This window comes from Paracoccus jiaweipingae, from assembly GCF_044335505.1.
GTDB lineage: Bacteria > Pseudomonadota > Alphaproteobacteria > Rhodobacterales > Rhodobacteraceae > Paracoccus.
Genome location: NZ_JBISBS010000006.1, coordinates 1 through 12,412, shown reverse-complemented (window position 1 = coordinate 12,412; position 12,412 = coordinate 1). Strand labels below are relative to the sequence as shown.

The 12,412-nt window shown below is 63.4% G+C and carries 16 protein-coding genes; 13 read left to right on the top strand and 3 right to left on the bottom strand.

From position 1 onward, the window contains the following. The first annotated feature begins 1 nt into the window (after nucleotide 1). From ACFXP9_RS10980 to ACFXP9_RS10965, 4 genes are all read left to right on the top strand, one after another. Nucleotides 2-826: a hypothetical protein gene (locus tag ACFXP9_RS10980; protein WP_397208796.1), complete on the top strand. Its 825-nt coding sequence runs from the start codon at nucleotides 2-4 to the stop codon at nucleotides 824-826. A gap of 13 nt (nucleotides 827-839) precedes the next feature. Then, entirely contained in the window at nucleotides 840-1,619 is a 780-nt protein-coding gene (locus ACFXP9_RS10975) for a succinate dehydrogenase iron-sulfur subunit (protein WP_397208797.1), read from the top strand. Nucleotides 1,620-1,836: 217 nt separating this feature from the next. Then, nucleotides 1,837-2,322: a hypothetical protein gene (locus tag ACFXP9_RS10970; RefSeq protein WP_397208798.1), complete on the top strand. Its 486-nt coding sequence runs from the start codon at nucleotides 1,837-1,839 to the stop codon at nucleotides 2,320-2,322. A 121-nt stretch (nucleotides 2,323-2,443) separates the two neighbouring features. Then, a complete protein-coding gene (locus ACFXP9_RS10965; protein ID WP_397208800.1) occupies nucleotides 2,444-2,581 on the top strand; it encodes a hypothetical protein in 138 nt (45 codons plus the stop codon). A 96-nt stretch (nucleotides 2,582-2,677) separates the two neighbouring features. Here the strand turns inward: ACFXP9_RS10965 and ACFXP9_RS10960 are convergent, their stop codons facing one another. Continuing rightward, on the bottom strand, nucleotides 2,678-3,016 hold the full coding sequence (locus ACFXP9_RS10960; RefSeq protein ID WP_397208801.1) for an ArsR/SmtB family transcription factor: 339 nt from the start codon (nucleotides 3,014-3,016) through the stop codon (nucleotides 2,678-2,680). Nucleotides 3,017-3,256: 240 nt separating this feature from the next. On the opposite strand from ACFXP9_RS10960, the gene ACFXP9_RS10955 reads away from it, so the two are divergent. The 5 genes from ACFXP9_RS10955 to ACFXP9_RS10935 all read left to right on the top strand — a co-directional run bounded on the left by ACFXP9_RS10955 (nucleotide 3,257) and on the right by ACFXP9_RS10935 (nucleotide 6,022). Continuing rightward, nucleotides 3,257-3,622: an AtpZ/AtpI family protein gene (locus tag ACFXP9_RS10955; RefSeq protein ID WP_397208802.1), complete on the top strand. Its 366-nt coding sequence runs from the start codon at nucleotides 3,257-3,259 to the stop codon at nucleotides 3,620-3,622. 2 nt (nucleotides 3,623-3,624) lie between these two features. Further along, entirely contained in the window at nucleotides 3,625-4,380 is a 756-nt protein-coding gene (locus ACFXP9_RS10950; protein ID WP_397208803.1) for a F0F1 ATP synthase subunit A, read from the top strand. Between the two features lie 68 nt (nucleotides 4,381-4,448). Beyond that, a complete protein-coding gene (locus ACFXP9_RS10945; RefSeq protein WP_397208804.1) occupies nucleotides 4,449-4,673 on the top strand; it encodes a F0F1 ATP synthase subunit C in 225 nt (74 codons plus the stop codon). 69 nt (nucleotides 4,674-4,742) lie between these two features. After that, entirely contained in the window at nucleotides 4,743-5,465 is a 723-nt protein-coding gene (locus tag ACFXP9_RS10940; RefSeq protein ID WP_397208805.1) for a F0F1 ATP synthase subunit B', read from the top strand. Next, nucleotides 5,465-6,022 carry a F0F1 ATP synthase subunit B gene (locus ACFXP9_RS10935; RefSeq protein WP_397208806.1) on the top strand — a complete coding sequence of 186 codons (558 nt, stop codon included), beginning with the start codon at nucleotides 5,465-5,467 and terminating at the stop codon, nucleotides 6,020-6,022. The genes ACFXP9_RS10940 and ACFXP9_RS10935 overlap by 1 nt, the downstream gene beginning before the upstream one ends. A 229-nt stretch (nucleotides 6,023-6,251) precedes the next feature. Here ACFXP9_RS10935 and ACFXP9_RS10930 read toward each other — a convergent pair whose 3' ends face one another. Together ACFXP9_RS10930 and ACFXP9_RS10925 are read right to left on the bottom strand one after the other, a co-directional pair. Beyond that, the gene (locus ACFXP9_RS10930) at nucleotides 6,252-6,914 is read right to left on the bottom strand and encodes an OmpA family protein (RefSeq protein ID WP_397208807.1); all 663 of its coding nucleotides are present in this window, start codon (nucleotides 6,912-6,914) and stop codon (nucleotides 6,252-6,254) included. A 177-nt stretch (nucleotides 6,915-7,091) separates the two neighbouring features. Next, nucleotides 7,092-7,682, bottom strand: coding sequence for a methylated-DNA--[protein]-cysteine S-methyltransferase (locus tag ACFXP9_RS10925; RefSeq protein WP_397208808.1), 591 nt, complete (start codon nucleotides 7,680-7,682; stop codon nucleotides 7,092-7,094). 103 nt (nucleotides 7,683-7,785) lie between these two features. Here ACFXP9_RS10925 and nth point away from each other — a divergent pair, with 103 nt between their 5' ends. The 4 genes from nth (at nucleotide 7,786) to mltG (ending at nucleotide 12,071) form a co-directional block, all read left to right on the top strand. Then, the gene (gene nth, locus ACFXP9_RS10920) at nucleotides 7,786-8,451 is read left to right on the top strand and encodes an endonuclease III (RefSeq protein ID WP_397208815.1); all 666 of its coding nucleotides are present in this window, start codon (nucleotides 7,786-7,788) and stop codon (nucleotides 8,449-8,451) included. Further along, entirely contained in the window at nucleotides 8,448-9,467 is a 1,020-nt protein-coding gene (locus tag ACFXP9_RS10915; protein WP_397210212.1) for an adenosine kinase, read from the top strand. Before nth ends, ACFXP9_RS10915 begins: the two co-directional genes overlap by 4 nt. Before the next feature lie 172 nt (nucleotides 9,468-9,639). Further along, nucleotides 9,640-10,902, top strand: coding sequence for a beta-ketoacyl-ACP synthase II (gene fabF / locus ACFXP9_RS10910; protein WP_397208810.1), 1,263 nt, complete (start codon nucleotides 9,640-9,642; stop codon nucleotides 10,900-10,902). Then, entirely contained in the window at nucleotides 10,902-12,071 is a 1,170-nt protein-coding gene (gene mltG / locus ACFXP9_RS10905) for an endolytic transglycosylase MltG (protein ID WP_397208816.1), read from the top strand. The genes fabF and mltG overlap by 1 nt, the downstream gene beginning before the upstream one ends. Nucleotides 12,072-12,412 lie beyond the last annotated feature (341 nt).

Sequence of the window (12,412 nt, the reverse complement as noted above, 5' to 3'; positions counted from 1 at the left end):
CGTGGTCCGCCGTCGCCTTGTGATCCATCTGGGGGCGCCCAAGACGGGGTCGACCTCGGTTCATCATTTCCTGCGCCGCAATCAGGATGCGCTGGCGGACGATCTGGTGCTGCGCATTCCGGCGCCCGGCACCGCGATGCAGCGGCTGGGGCAGGCGGCCATCGCCGTCAGCCTGACGCCGGATGATGACAACCGTGCCAGCCTGCAAGCGGCGTTTCGGGCCGTGCTGGCCGATCTGCCCGATGATGACCGCCCGGTGCTGATCAGCCATGAAAACCTGTCCGGGGCGATGCCCGGAAATGGCGGTGAAACCGGGCTGTTCCCGGCACTGCCTGCCATCGTCACCGCGCTTGAGGATGCCTTGCCCAAGGGCTGGCGGGCCGATTATGTGCTGACCACGCGGCGGCGCAAGGACTGGCTGCCCTCGGTCTGGGCGCAGGCGGTGCGCAGCGATGGCTATGCCGGCACATGGCCGGAATTTGCTGCGCTGACCGATGATCTGCCCGGCTGGGGCGACCTGATGCGGCGTCTGCGCAAGGTGGTGCCGGACAAGCGCCTGCACCATCTGCCGCTGGAAAAGACCCCCGATGCGGCACGTCCGGCGGCGCCGTTGCTGGCGCTGGCGGGGCTGTCCGCGGACCGGATCGGCGCGCTGGCCCCCGAGCCCGCCCGCCGGATGGCACGGCTGCCCGATGCCGCGACCGAATTTATCCGCCGCCTGAACCAGCGCGATCTGAACCCCCGTGCCCGCTGGCTGGTGTCCGAGCTGGTGGCGCAAAACCCGTCTTTGTTCAATGCCGACTACCGGCCCGAAGGCACCCTTTGAAAAGGAGCTACCCATGGTCCAGTTTACCCTTCCCAAGAACAGCCAGATCCGGGTCGGCAAGACCTGGCCCAAGCCCGAGGGCGCGACCAATCTGCGCAAGTTCCAGATTTACCGCTGGGACCCGGATACCGGCGAAAACCCGCGCGTCGACACCTATTTCGTCGATCTGGACAAATGCGGCCCGATGGTTCTGGATGCGCTGATCAAGATCAAGAACGAGATCGACCCGACCCTGTCCTTCCGCCGGTCCTGCCGCGAGGGGATCTGTGGGTCCTGCGCGATGAATATCGACGGCGGCAACCATCTGGCCTGTATCTTTGGCATGGACGAGGTGGACGGCGATGTGAAGATCTATCCGCTGCCGCATATGCCAGTGGTCAAGGACCTGATCCCCGACCTGACGCATTTCTATGCGCAGCACGCCAGCGTGAACCCTTACCTGATCACCAAATCGCCCACGCCGAACAAGGAATGGAAACAGTCGATCGAGGACCGCAAAAAGCTGGATGGCCTGTATGAATGCATCCTGTGTGCGTCGTGCTCGACCTCGTGCCCCAGCTATTGGTGGAATGGCGACCGTTATCTTGGGCCGGCCGCGCTGTTGCACGCCTATCGCTGGATCATCGACAGCCGCGACGAAGCCACTGGCGAGCGTCTGGACGAGTTGGAAGACCCGTTCAAGCTGTATCGGTGCCACACCATCATGAACTGCACCAATACCTGCCCCAAGGGCCTGAATCCGGCCAAGGCGATTGCCAGCATCAAGCATATGATGGTTGACCGGATCGTCTGATCCCCGGCCATCGCGGACCGGCCATCGCGGACTGGCCATCACGAACAGGCAGGCGCGCCCCGTTGCGGGCGCGTTTTGCGTTTCGTGGCGCTGTCGGCATGGCCTTGACCTTGGCCGGGGCGGCGACGCATTCTGCGCCGCGATGACCATTGCCGCCAGACCCTTTGTGATGCCGCGCAGGCCCGCCGCCGACGCGGTTGGGCCGTAAGGCCGGCGCATGGCCAATGCCCCCCGACATAACCGGCGCGGCAAGGCCGGCAAGGCGGCGCAGGTGCAGGCGCGGCGGCGCGACCGGGCCTTGTGGCTGTGTGCGGGCGGGGTCGCGGCGATGCTGGGGCTTGGCCTTATCTGGGGCGGGGGGCCTTTGATGCGGCCAGTGGCGGTGCGCGATGCCGCGCGCTGGCAGGATGTTCAGCAGATCGCCCGTCATGTCACCTGTCTGGCAACCGGGGCCGGGGCAATGCCTGCGGCGCTGGTGCCGACCCCGGATTGCCCGGATCTGGTGCGGCAGGTCGACCGCTTTACCGACCGGCCCTATCTCTGGCGGGTGCTGGACCGCCACCGGCTGCGCCTGTGCCCCGGTTTTGAGGGCGAGGTTCGCGGCGATGCCCCGCGCGGGGTGCTGTATGACCGCGCCAGCCGCTGTGTCACGCTTTTGGTGCTGGACCTGCCCCCGGCGCCCGCCGCCGCCCTGTCCCCCTGAGGCGAATGCGACATATCGTCCGGTCGCGATATGACGCTGCGTCGCAGCGGTGGATTTTCTGCGCCTGCACAGTTATCTGCGGCGCGAGGGAGATTGCCACCCAAACCCAAGGATCAGACCCATGTCTGCCATCGACCTGAACAAAGCCAAGACCGAAGATCAGGCCCGCCGTGCCCGCGCCGTGCTGGACCAGATGTATGCTTATTACGAATATGAAACCCCCGTCGCCAAGCGTGACGAGGTGCCCTACGCCGCCTGATCGCGGCCTTTGCGTCAGGCGCGCTTTGGGGCGCCTGCGCCGCAGGGTGGGGATATGCCGGTTCCCGGTTGGGCCGGTTCATGACCGTGCCCGGCGCTAATCCTGCCCATCGCCCGGCTGGTTCAGTTCAAGCGCCAGAAAGCGTTCGAAATCGTCCAGATCCACCGGGTCGAACTGGCCAAAGCCCTGCATCCAGATGCTGGCCTGCCGCATCCCGTCCGGGTTCAGCCTGCACCATGTGATGCGCCCGCGCTTTTCCTGCGCGATCAGGCCCGCCCCGGCCAGAACCCCCAGATGTTTCGACACCGCCGCCAAGGAAATGCCAAAGGGCGCGGCGACGTCGCTGACGGCCATGTCATCCTCCAGCAGCATCGACAGGATGGCCCGCCGCGTCGGGTCGGACAGGGCGGCGAAGATCAGGTCAAGTGTCGGCATCGGGCAGGGGCAGGCTGATAACGGGCATGAACGGCCTTTTCGTTAGCGATCACGGGTGAAATGCTTAACTTTGGGGTTGAATATGACCTGCCCGCGAATCCGGCGCAACCCGGAAAGCCGGATCGCGGCGTGGTAAAAAATCGTTCGGCATCATGGGGTTGCATGGACGTGATCGGTGCTTGACTTGCGCGGCTGTGCCGCCTATCACCCTGCCAACCGATAACGCGGGTGTGAGAGCCGGTGACAGATCACGATCAGGACCGCCAGCGTGACGCCGACAGGCTGCGCGATCTGGAAAAACGGCTGGCCGAGGTTGCTGCGCCCAAACCGCCCTCGCGCACGGAAGAGCATTTCAGCCAGGCCAATCAGGCATGGCGCATGGTCATCGAACTGGTCTCGGGGTTGGGGATTGGGTTCGGGATCGGATACGGGCTCGACCTGCTTTTGGGCACACTGCCCCTGCTGCTGGTCGTGTTTACATTTCTGGGTTTCGCCGCCGGGGTGAAAACGATGCTGCGCACCGCCGCAGAGATCGGAAAACCGGTTCCGGGCAGCGAAACCATCGACGCAAACGGGGCGAAACACGCCCGGCACGAAAGGGACTGACAGTGGCTGCTGAAGCGCATGGCGAAGGGACGGGTCTGGTTTTCCATCCGATGGATCAGTTCGTGGTCAAGCCGCTGTTTGGCGGCGGCGCTGTCCACTGGTACACGCCGACCAACGTGACGCTGTGGCTGGCGCTGACCGCGCTGGCGATTACCGGGCTGATGGTGTTCGGCACCCGTGGCCGCGCCATCATCCCGAACCGCATCCAGTCGATTGCGGAACTGACCTATGGCATGGTCCATAAGATGGTCGAGGACGTGACCGGCAAAGAGGGGCTGAAATACTTTCCCTATATCATGACGCTGTTCTGCTTTATCGTCTTTGCCAACATGCTGGGTCTGCTGCCGAAATCCTTCAGCACCACCTCGCATATCGCGGTGACTGCGGTGCTGGCGCTGATGGTGTTTGTCGGCGTCACCATTCTGGGCTTTGTCAAGAATGGCGCCAGGTTTCTGGAACTGTTCTGGGTGCGCTCGGCCCCGCTGGCGCTGCGCCCGGTTCTGGCCGTGATCGAGATCATCTCGTATTTCGTGCGCCCGGTCAGCCATTCCATCCGTCTTGCCGGGAACGTCATGGCCGGTCACGCCGTGATCAAGGTCTTTGCCGGTTTCGCCGCCATTGCCGCCATTGCGCCGCTGTCGATCCTGGCGATCACCGGCATGTATGGTCTGGAAGTGCTGGTCGCGATCATTCAGGCCTATGTCTTTACCATCCTGACCTGCGTCTATCTGAAAGACGCGCTGCATCCGTCGCACTGACGGTCAGGGATCACCGTTTCAACCTTTCCACCGCTTCAACTTTTCCATAGCCTCAAGGAGCACATAACATGGAACAAATGGGTCAGTATCTGGGTGCCGGTCTTGCTTGCATCGGGATGGCGGGTGCCGCCATCGGTGTGGGTAACGTTGCCGCCAACTATCTCTCGGGCGCCCTGCGCAACCCGTCGGCTGCCGCTTCGCAGACCGCCACGCTGTTCATCGGCATGGCCTTTGCCGAAGCCCTTGGGATCTTCTCGTTCCTGGTGGCCCTGCTGCTGCTGTTCGCGGTCTGATCCTGACCAACTTCCTTGCGGTTGGGTGGGGGCCTTGTCCCCACCCGATTGTGACTTGAAGGCCTGGGGATGGATATGATCAGCCTGCTGCAACAGACCGCGCCTGTCGTGGTCGAAGAACATGAAACCGTGGTCGTGACCGATCAGGCCGATCCGGGCACTGTCACCGTCATCGAGACCGAGACCACCCATATGGACACAACCCATGTGGTCGAGGGTGCCGAGGGCGCGACCATCGTCGATGGTCACGCGGTGACCGATACCCATACCGCCATGGGTCACGAACCCGAGGCCGCGACCGGGATGCCCCAGCTTGACATCACCACGTTCGGCAACCAGATTTTCTGGCTGCTGGTAACGCTGGCGGTGATTTACTGGGTTCTCGCGCGGATCGCGCTGCCGCGCATCGGGTCGGTTCTGGCCGATCGTCAGGGGGCCGTGACCGGCGACCTGATGGCCGCCGAAGAGCTGAAGCGCAAGGCACGGGATGCCGAAGCAGCCTATGAACAGGCGCTTGGCGATGCCCGCAGCGAGGCCGGCAAGATCGTCGCGGCGAACAAGGCGGCCATCCAGAAGGAACTGGACGCGGCCGTGGCGCAGGCCGATGCCGAAATCTCGGCGCGGGCTGCGGAATCGGAAAAACGGATCGGCGCCATTCGCGCATCAGCGGTCGAGGACGCGCGCAGCGTGGCCAAGGACGTGGCTGCCGAACTGGTCCGCGCCTTTGGCGGTCAGGCCGATCAGGCCGCGATCGACGGGGCCGTGGATGGCAAGCTGAAAGGGGCTGTGTGATGACGCGTTTCGCAACCATCGCCGCGCTGCTGGCGGCCACGCCCGCTTTTGCGGCCAGTGGCCCGTTCTTCTCGCTGCGCAACACCGATTTTATCGTGCTGCTGGCGTTTTTGCTGTTCGTCGGTATCGTGGTTTACTTCAAGGTGCCGGGCATTATTGGCAATCTGCTGGACAAGCGCGCCGATCAGATTCGCGCCGATCTGGCCGAGGCCAAGAAGCTGCGCGAAGAAGCGCAAGAGCTGTATGCCAGCTATGAGCGCCGTCAGCGCGAGGTCAAGGCGCAGGCTGACGACATCGTCGCCAATGCCAAGCGCGAGGCCGAGGCCAGCGCGGCCAAGGCGAAGGACGATCTGAAAACCTCGATCGCGCGCCGCATTCAGGCCGCCGAGGACCAGATCGCCAGCGCCGAAAACGACGCCGTGCGCGCGGTGCGCGATCAGGCGGTCAGCGCCGCGGTTGCCGCCGCGTCGCAGCTGCTGGCCCAACAGGGCAATGCTGCGCAACGCAGTGCGGAAATCGACAAGGCCATCGAAGACGTGGCCACGCGGATGCACTGACACCCCAGTCATGGACAGTGACCAGCCCCCGGACCTGACGGTCCGGGGGTTTTTTCATGTCTGTTAACCGGATGTTAGGCCCTGATCGGCAAACTGGGGGCCGAGGACAGGAAAGGATGATTCGGTGTGGCGGGTTGGGCGTCTGGTTTGCAGGCTGTTGGGCAGGGCAGGGAAACGAAAAAGGCCGGGCGCGTGGCCCGGCCTGAAGGCGTTGCTCGGGTGGTGGGGGTTATTGCGTCGGGCGGATGATGATCTCGACCCGGCGGTTCTGGGCCCGGCCCTGCACGGTCTGGTTGGTGGCGACGGGCATGCTTTCGCCGCGCCCGACCGCGACCAGACGATTCTGGGCCACGCCGGCGGCGCGCAGGATGCCAACGACCGATTGCGCGCGGCGCTGCGACAGGTCCATGTTATAGGCCGCCGAACCGGTATTGTCGGTGTGGCCGATCACCTCGACCCGGCTGTTGGGGTATTGATTGAGGTTGCGGGCAACGGTGTACAGGTCGTTTTGTGCCGGTCCCGACACGGCTGCCGAATCGGTGGCAAACAGGATGCTTTCCGGCATTACCACGGTCAGATACTGGCCGTTATTGACGACGCGTACATTGGGATTGCTGATCTGGCTTTGCAGCGCCTTGGCCTGCTGGTCCAGAATGGCACCAACACCCGCGCCAAGCGCCGCGCCGACGATGGCGCCTTGCAGCACGTCCTTGCCCTTGTTGTTCTTGTCCTTGTCGCGCTGTGCGCCAAAGATCGCCCCCGCGGCAGCCCCGGCCAGCGCGCCCTGCTGGGTGCGGCTCATGGTGGTGGGGGCGCCATAGGGGTCGGTGGTGCAGGCGCCAAGGGCGATGGTGCCGCAGGATGCCAGCAGAATGGTAAAGCGGGTCTTCATGGTTTGGCCTTTCTGTTCCTCGGGGTGCCCCGCCATGTCTGCGCATTGGCGGCGGGGTTGCGCGTCATGTCTGGTGACCATCCCCCGGTATGGGGGGCTGAAATCCCGAACGCGTCTGTGTGGCACAGGTTCCCCGATTGCCGGGTTTTGCGCAAGCGGCAAGCATGGGTGACGGCTTCACAAGATGGCGGGCTGATACGGTTGCGCCTGTTCTGCGGCCAGAAGGCTGCGCTTGACAGACATCCCCCAGTGATAGCCGCCAATACCGCCATCGCCACGGGTGACCCGGTGACAGGGCACGATCCAGGCCAACGGGTTTTGCCCCACCGCGCTGCCGACGGCGCGGGCGGCGTTGGGTTTGCCGATCCGCGCGGCAAGGGTGGCATAGGTTACCACCTGTCCCTGCGGGATGCGCAGCAATTCCTGCCAGACCTGTCGTTGAAACGGGGTTCCGGCCAGACAGACGCGGATCTCGCCACGGTTGCGCATCAGGATGTGCAGCGCGGGGTGCAGTGCCTCGGGGGCCTCGACAAGGCGGGTGCCGGGCCAGCGTGCGGCCAGATCGGCCATCACGCTGTCCTCGCCCATATCGGCGGCCAGACCCAGGCCCCAGACGGCCCCTTCGGCTCCGGTCAGGATGGCCGGGCCATGCGGGGTCTGGAAGCGGCCGAAACACAGATCTGTGGGCGCCGGGGCGGCGGGAAGAATGGTGACGGTGATGCCGGCCCCATCCGGGCGCGGGGCGGGGGCGTGCAATGTCCGGGTCATGGGGGGCCTCCTTTCGCTAATGCGATCTTAAGCGGCGTTGGCGCGAAAGGAAGACACATTTGCGGTGCTTGCATTGTCGTCGCTGGCGCGGCATCACCGCGCCATGGCCAGACGACCCGCAAGATTGCCCGCCCCTTTGCCCTTTCCGACGCAGGTCGGGATCTTTTCGCGCTTTGCCGCGGCCGAACCGCATCCGGTGACCGAACTGTTCTATGGCAACGCGTTTCAGTTGCTGGTCGCGGTGGCCCTGTCGGCGCAGGCGACGGATGTCGGGGTGAACCGGGCGACGGCGGATTTGTTCGCGCAGGTCCGCACCCCGCAGCAGATGCTGGAACTGGGCGAGGCCGCGCTGACCGAACAGATCAAGACCATCGGCCTGTTTCGCCAGAAGGCCAGGAATGTCATCGCCCTGTCACGCCGGCTGGTCGAGGTGTTCAACGGCGAGGTGCCCGATTCCCGCGCAGCCCTGATGACGCTGCCGGGGGTTGGCCGCAAGACGGCGAATGTTGTCCTCAACAGCGTGTTCGCCTTTCCGGCGCAGGCCGTGGACACCCATATCTTTCGCGTCGGCAACCGCACCCGCATCGCCCCCGGTCACGATGTCGAGGCGGTCGAACGCGCCATCGAAGACAATGTTCCGGTTCGTTTCCAGCAGAATGCCCATCACTGGCTGATTCTGCATGGCCGCTATATCTGCACCGCGCGCAAGCCGCGCTGCGTGGATTGCCTGATCCGCGATCTGTGCCCCTATGAGGAGAAAACCCAATGAATTTCGATGTGATCGGGATCGGCAATGCGATCATGGACATGATTTCCCCGGTGCAGGAGGATGACCTGACCCGGCTGGGCATCGAGCGTGGGATTATGCAACTGATTGATCAGCCCCGCGCCGAGGAACTGACCGTCGCGCAGGAAATGATGGGCGGTCTGGGTGCGGATGGCCGCGCCCACGCCGATCTGGTTCCGGGCGGTTCGGTTGCCAACACACTGGCCGGGATTGGCCGGCTTGGGCTGCGCACGGGGTTTATCGGGCGCGTGGCGAATGATGCGCTGGGGCTGTCTTATGCCGAGCAGACCGAGGCGGCGGGCACCCGGTTCATCAACCCGCCGGTGGCGGGGGCGGGGCTGCCGACCTCGCGTTGCCTGATCTTTGTCACCCCGGATGGCGAGCGGTCGATGAACACCTATCTGGGGATTTCGGCTGAACTGGGCAAAGAGGATGTCGATGAAACCGTTTTTGAAGGCAGCAAGTGGCTGTTTCTTGAGGGGTATCTGTTTGACAAGCCTAGGGGAAAGCAGGCTTTCGAAGCTGCGGCGCGGGCTTGTCACATGGCGGGTGGACGGGCCGGGATTGCCCTGTCGGACCCGTTCTGCGTCGATCGGCACCGCGATGATTTCCGCCGCCTGATCGCCGGACCGATGGATTACGTCATCGGCAATGTGCATGAATGGTCATCGCTGTATCAGACCGACGATCTGGACGCTGCGCTGGCGGCGGCAGCGGCGGATTGCGGGCTGATTGTCTGCACCCGGTCTGGCGAGGATGCGATCCTGATCAAGAACGGGCGCCGCAGTCTGGTGCCGGTTGACCGGGTTGTGCCGGTCGATGCCACAGGGGCGGGCGACCAGTTCGCGGCTGGTCTGCTGTACGGTCTGGCATCGGGGCGGCCGCTTGATGTGGCGGGCCGGATGGGGGCGCTGGCAGCGGCCGAGGTGATTGCGCATGTCGGGCCGCGCCCGGAGGCCGATTTGCGCGAGGTCTTTCGCAATCATGGCCTGATCTGAGGCCGCACACAGGTGTTAACGGTTTCTTGGCAGTTTTCTGTCAATCTGTGAAAAAGGGCTGATTCGGTCGTTCTGTGGGGTTGCGCGGGCGGGCGGTGATGTCGGGCAAAGATTGCGCCACCCGCTATGCGCGTGTATCTAGCCGGGCAAACGCATTATGGAAGGAAGAGCAATGCGCAGGGTTGTGGTTACCGGGTTGGGAATGGTCACGCCGCTGGCTTGCGGGGTCGAGGAAACGTGGTCGCGGCTGCTGAAAGGTCAGTCCGGGGCCGGGCCTATTACCCGATTCGATCCGCAAAACGTGGTGACGCAATATGCGTGCGAGATCCCGCGGGGCGACGGCAGCGATGGCAGCTTTAACCCTGATGACTGGATGGAGCCGAAAGAGCGCCGCAAGGTCGATGAGTTCATTCTGTATGGCATGGCTGCCGCAGTTCAGGCGGTGCAGGACAGCGGATGGGCACCCGAAAGCGAAGCCGGGCGCGAGCGCACGGGGGTGATGATCGGATCTGGCATTGGCGGGCTGAGCTCGATTGCCGAAACCGCTGTGCTGATCAAAGAGCGCGGGCCCAAGCGGGTCAGCCCGTTTTTCATTCCCGGCGCGCTGATCAATCTGGTGTCAGGGCAGGTCAGCATCAGGTTTGGCTTCAAGGGGCCGAACCATGCTGTCGTGACGGCGTGTTCGACGGGCGCCCATGCCATTGGGGATGCGGCGCGGCTGATCCAGTTGGGCGATGCCGATGTGATGCTGGCGGGCGGTGCGGAGAGCCCGATCTCGGAAATCGGGATCGCGGGATTTAACGCCTGCAAAGCACTGTCGACCAAACGTGGCGACCAGCCGGAGGCGGCCAGTCGCCCTTGGGATGCTGATCGCGATGGTTTTGTGATGGGCGAGGGCGCCGGGGTTGTCGTGCTGGAGGAATATGAGCATGCAAAGGCCCGCGGCGCCAAAATTTATGCCGAGATTTTGGGCTATGGCCTGTCCGGGGATGCCTATCACATTACCGCGCCGTCCGAGGATGGCGATGGCGGTTTCCGGTCGATGACGGCGGCCCTGAAGCGTGCGGGCATCGCGCCGGGGCAGATCGACTATATCAACGCGCATGGCACCAGCACGATGGCCGATGTGATCGAACTGGGCGCGGTCGAGCGTCTGCTGGGCGATGCGGCGGGGAATGTGGTGATGTCCAGCACCAAGTCCAGCATTGGGCATTTGCTGGGCGCGGCGGGCGCGGTCGAGGCGATTTTCTCGATCCTCGCGATCCGCGATCAGATTGCGCCGCCGACCATTAACCTTGATAATCCGGTCCGTGAAACCGCAATCGACCTTGCCGCCAATGCCGCGGTGCGCCGGCAGATCCGTTACGCCCTGTCCAACAGTTTTGGCTTTGGCGGCACCAATGCCAGTCTGGTGATGGGGCAGGTTCAGGAATGATGTGGCGTAATGTCGTTTCCAATTTCCTGACCTTCGCACTGGTCCTGCTGGTCGCCTTGGCCGCGGCGGTGGCTTGGGGGCGGCATCAGTATCAGGCGCCGGGTCCCAGCGCTGTGGCGCAATGTGTTCAGGTGGCGCCGGGGTCGAGCCTGACCGTGGTCAGTCAGCGGCTGGCCGAGCAAGGGGCGATTTCGCATCCCTATATTTTTCGCGCGGGCGCCGATTATGCCGGCAAGGCGAGGTTGCTGCGTTATGGCAGCTATCTTGTGCCGCCCCATGCCAGTATGGCCGATATTGTCGAGGTGATTACCGCTGGCGGTCCCAGCACCTGTGGGACTGAGGTGATCTTTCGGGTGGGGGTGCGGGGCAACAGTGTGGTGCTGCGCGACATCAATCCTGAAACCGGAAAATACGAAGAGCGGGTCAAGTATGACCCGGCTTTTGATACCGCGCCGGAATCTGTTGTGAAGGCGCAAGAGCAGGCGGATGCCCGTTTGCGGTTGGCCGTGGCCGAAGGTGTCACCAGTTTTCAGATTGTCGAAGGGATGAGGGAAGCGGCTTTCATGTCAGGCGATATTGCCGCCGTTCCGCCTGAAGGGGCTTTGGCACCTGATACTTACGAAGTGCGCAAAGGGGCGGATCGCCAGGCATTATTGGACGAGATGATTGCGCGGCAGAGCCGTATTCTGGCTGAGGCCTGGGAAGGGCGGATGATTGGTCTGCCCTACAAGACGCCGGAAGAGGCGCTAATCATGGCCTCGATCGTTGAGAAGGAAACCGGCGTGCCGTCTGAGCGGCGGCAGGTTGCCAGCGTTTTTGTCAATCGTCTGGATCAGGGGATGCGTTTGCAGACCGACCCTACCGTGATCTATGGCGTGACCAACGGGAAAACGGTTCTGGATCGCGGTTTGCGGCGGTCAGAACTGAAAGCGAAGACGCCGTATAACACTTATGTCATTGACGGTTTGCCGCCGACACCGATTGCCAACCCCGGAAAGGCAGCGATTGAGGCTGCATTGAACCCTGACAAGACAGAGTATCTGTTTTTTGTGGCTGACGGGACGGGGGGACATGCCTTTTCGAAGACCCTGCCAGAGCACGAGGCAAATGTCGTGAAATGGCGAGAGATCGAGGCGAATCGCGGGCAGGTTGAAACCCTGCAGCAGTAACGCTTGGTGGTTTTTCGCTGGGTGCTGAGGGAATGAGCTTTCGACCGGCCTTCTTTGGGAGGCCGGTTTTTTATAATTTTTAGCGGCAATGGGTTGCGCGAGAGGTGCGTAACGTGAGGCTGAGGGCTGAGGGCTGAGGGCTGAGGGCTGAGGGCTGAGGGCTGAGGGCTGAGGGCTGAGGGCTGAGGGCTGAGGGCTAGTGGTTTGTCTTTAAGAAATTAAATAAGTTTGTCTTGACCATATCCTTAATTTTGAAACCCTTTTCTGGGACTGGGACTGGGACTGGGACTGGGACTGGGACTGGGACTGGGACTGGGACTGGGACTGGGACTGGGACTGGG

Excerpts from the sequence above, each read along its gene's own strand:
- ACFXP9_RS10945 (WP_397208804.1), top strand. The coding sequence starts at position 4,449 with ATGGAACAAATGGGTCAGTATCTGGGTGCCGGTCTTGCTTGCATCGGG.
- ACFXP9_RS10915 (WP_397210212.1), top strand. The coding sequence starts at position 8,448 with ATGAATTTCGATGTGATCGGGATCGGCAATGCGATCATGGACATGATT.
- nth (WP_397208815.1), top strand. The coding sequence starts at position 7,786 with ATGGCCAGACGACCCGCAAGATTGCCCGCCCCTTTGCCCTTTCCGACG.
- ACFXP9_RS10935 (WP_397208806.1), top strand. The coding sequence starts at position 5,465 with ATGACGCGTTTCGCAACCATCGCCGCGCTGCTGGCGGCCACGCCCGCT.
- ACFXP9_RS10975 (WP_397208797.1), top strand. The coding sequence starts at position 840 with ATGGTCCAGTTTACCCTTCCCAAGAACAGCCAGATCCGGGTCGGCAAG.
- ACFXP9_RS10965 (WP_397208800.1), top strand. The coding sequence starts at position 2,444 with ATGTCTGCCATCGACCTGAACAAAGCCAAGACCGAAGATCAGGCCCGC.
- mltG (WP_397208816.1), top strand. The coding sequence starts at position 10,902 with ATGTGGCGTAATGTCGTTTCCAATTTCCTGACCTTCGCACTGGTCCTG.
- ACFXP9_RS10970 (WP_397208798.1), top strand. The coding sequence starts at position 1,837 with ATGGCCAATGCCCCCCGACATAACCGGCGCGGCAAGGCCGGCAAGGCG.
- ACFXP9_RS10930 (WP_397208807.1), bottom strand. The coding sequence starts at position 6,914 with ATGAAGACCCGCTTTACCATTCTGCTGGCATCCTGCGGCACCATCGCC.
- ACFXP9_RS10940 (WP_397208805.1), top strand. The coding sequence starts at position 4,743 with ATGGATATGATCAGCCTGCTGCAACAGACCGCGCCTGTCGTGGTCGAA.
- ACFXP9_RS10925 (WP_397208808.1), bottom strand. The coding sequence starts at position 7,682 with ATGACCCGGACATTGCACGCCCCCGCCCCGCGCCCGGATGGGGCCGGC.
- fabF (WP_397208810.1), top strand. The coding sequence starts at position 9,640 with ATGCGCAGGGTTGTGGTTACCGGGTTGGGAATGGTCACGCCGCTGGCT.
- ACFXP9_RS10960 (WP_397208801.1), bottom strand. The coding sequence starts at position 3,016 with ATGCCGACACTTGACCTGATCTTCGCCGCCCTGTCCGACCCGACGCGG.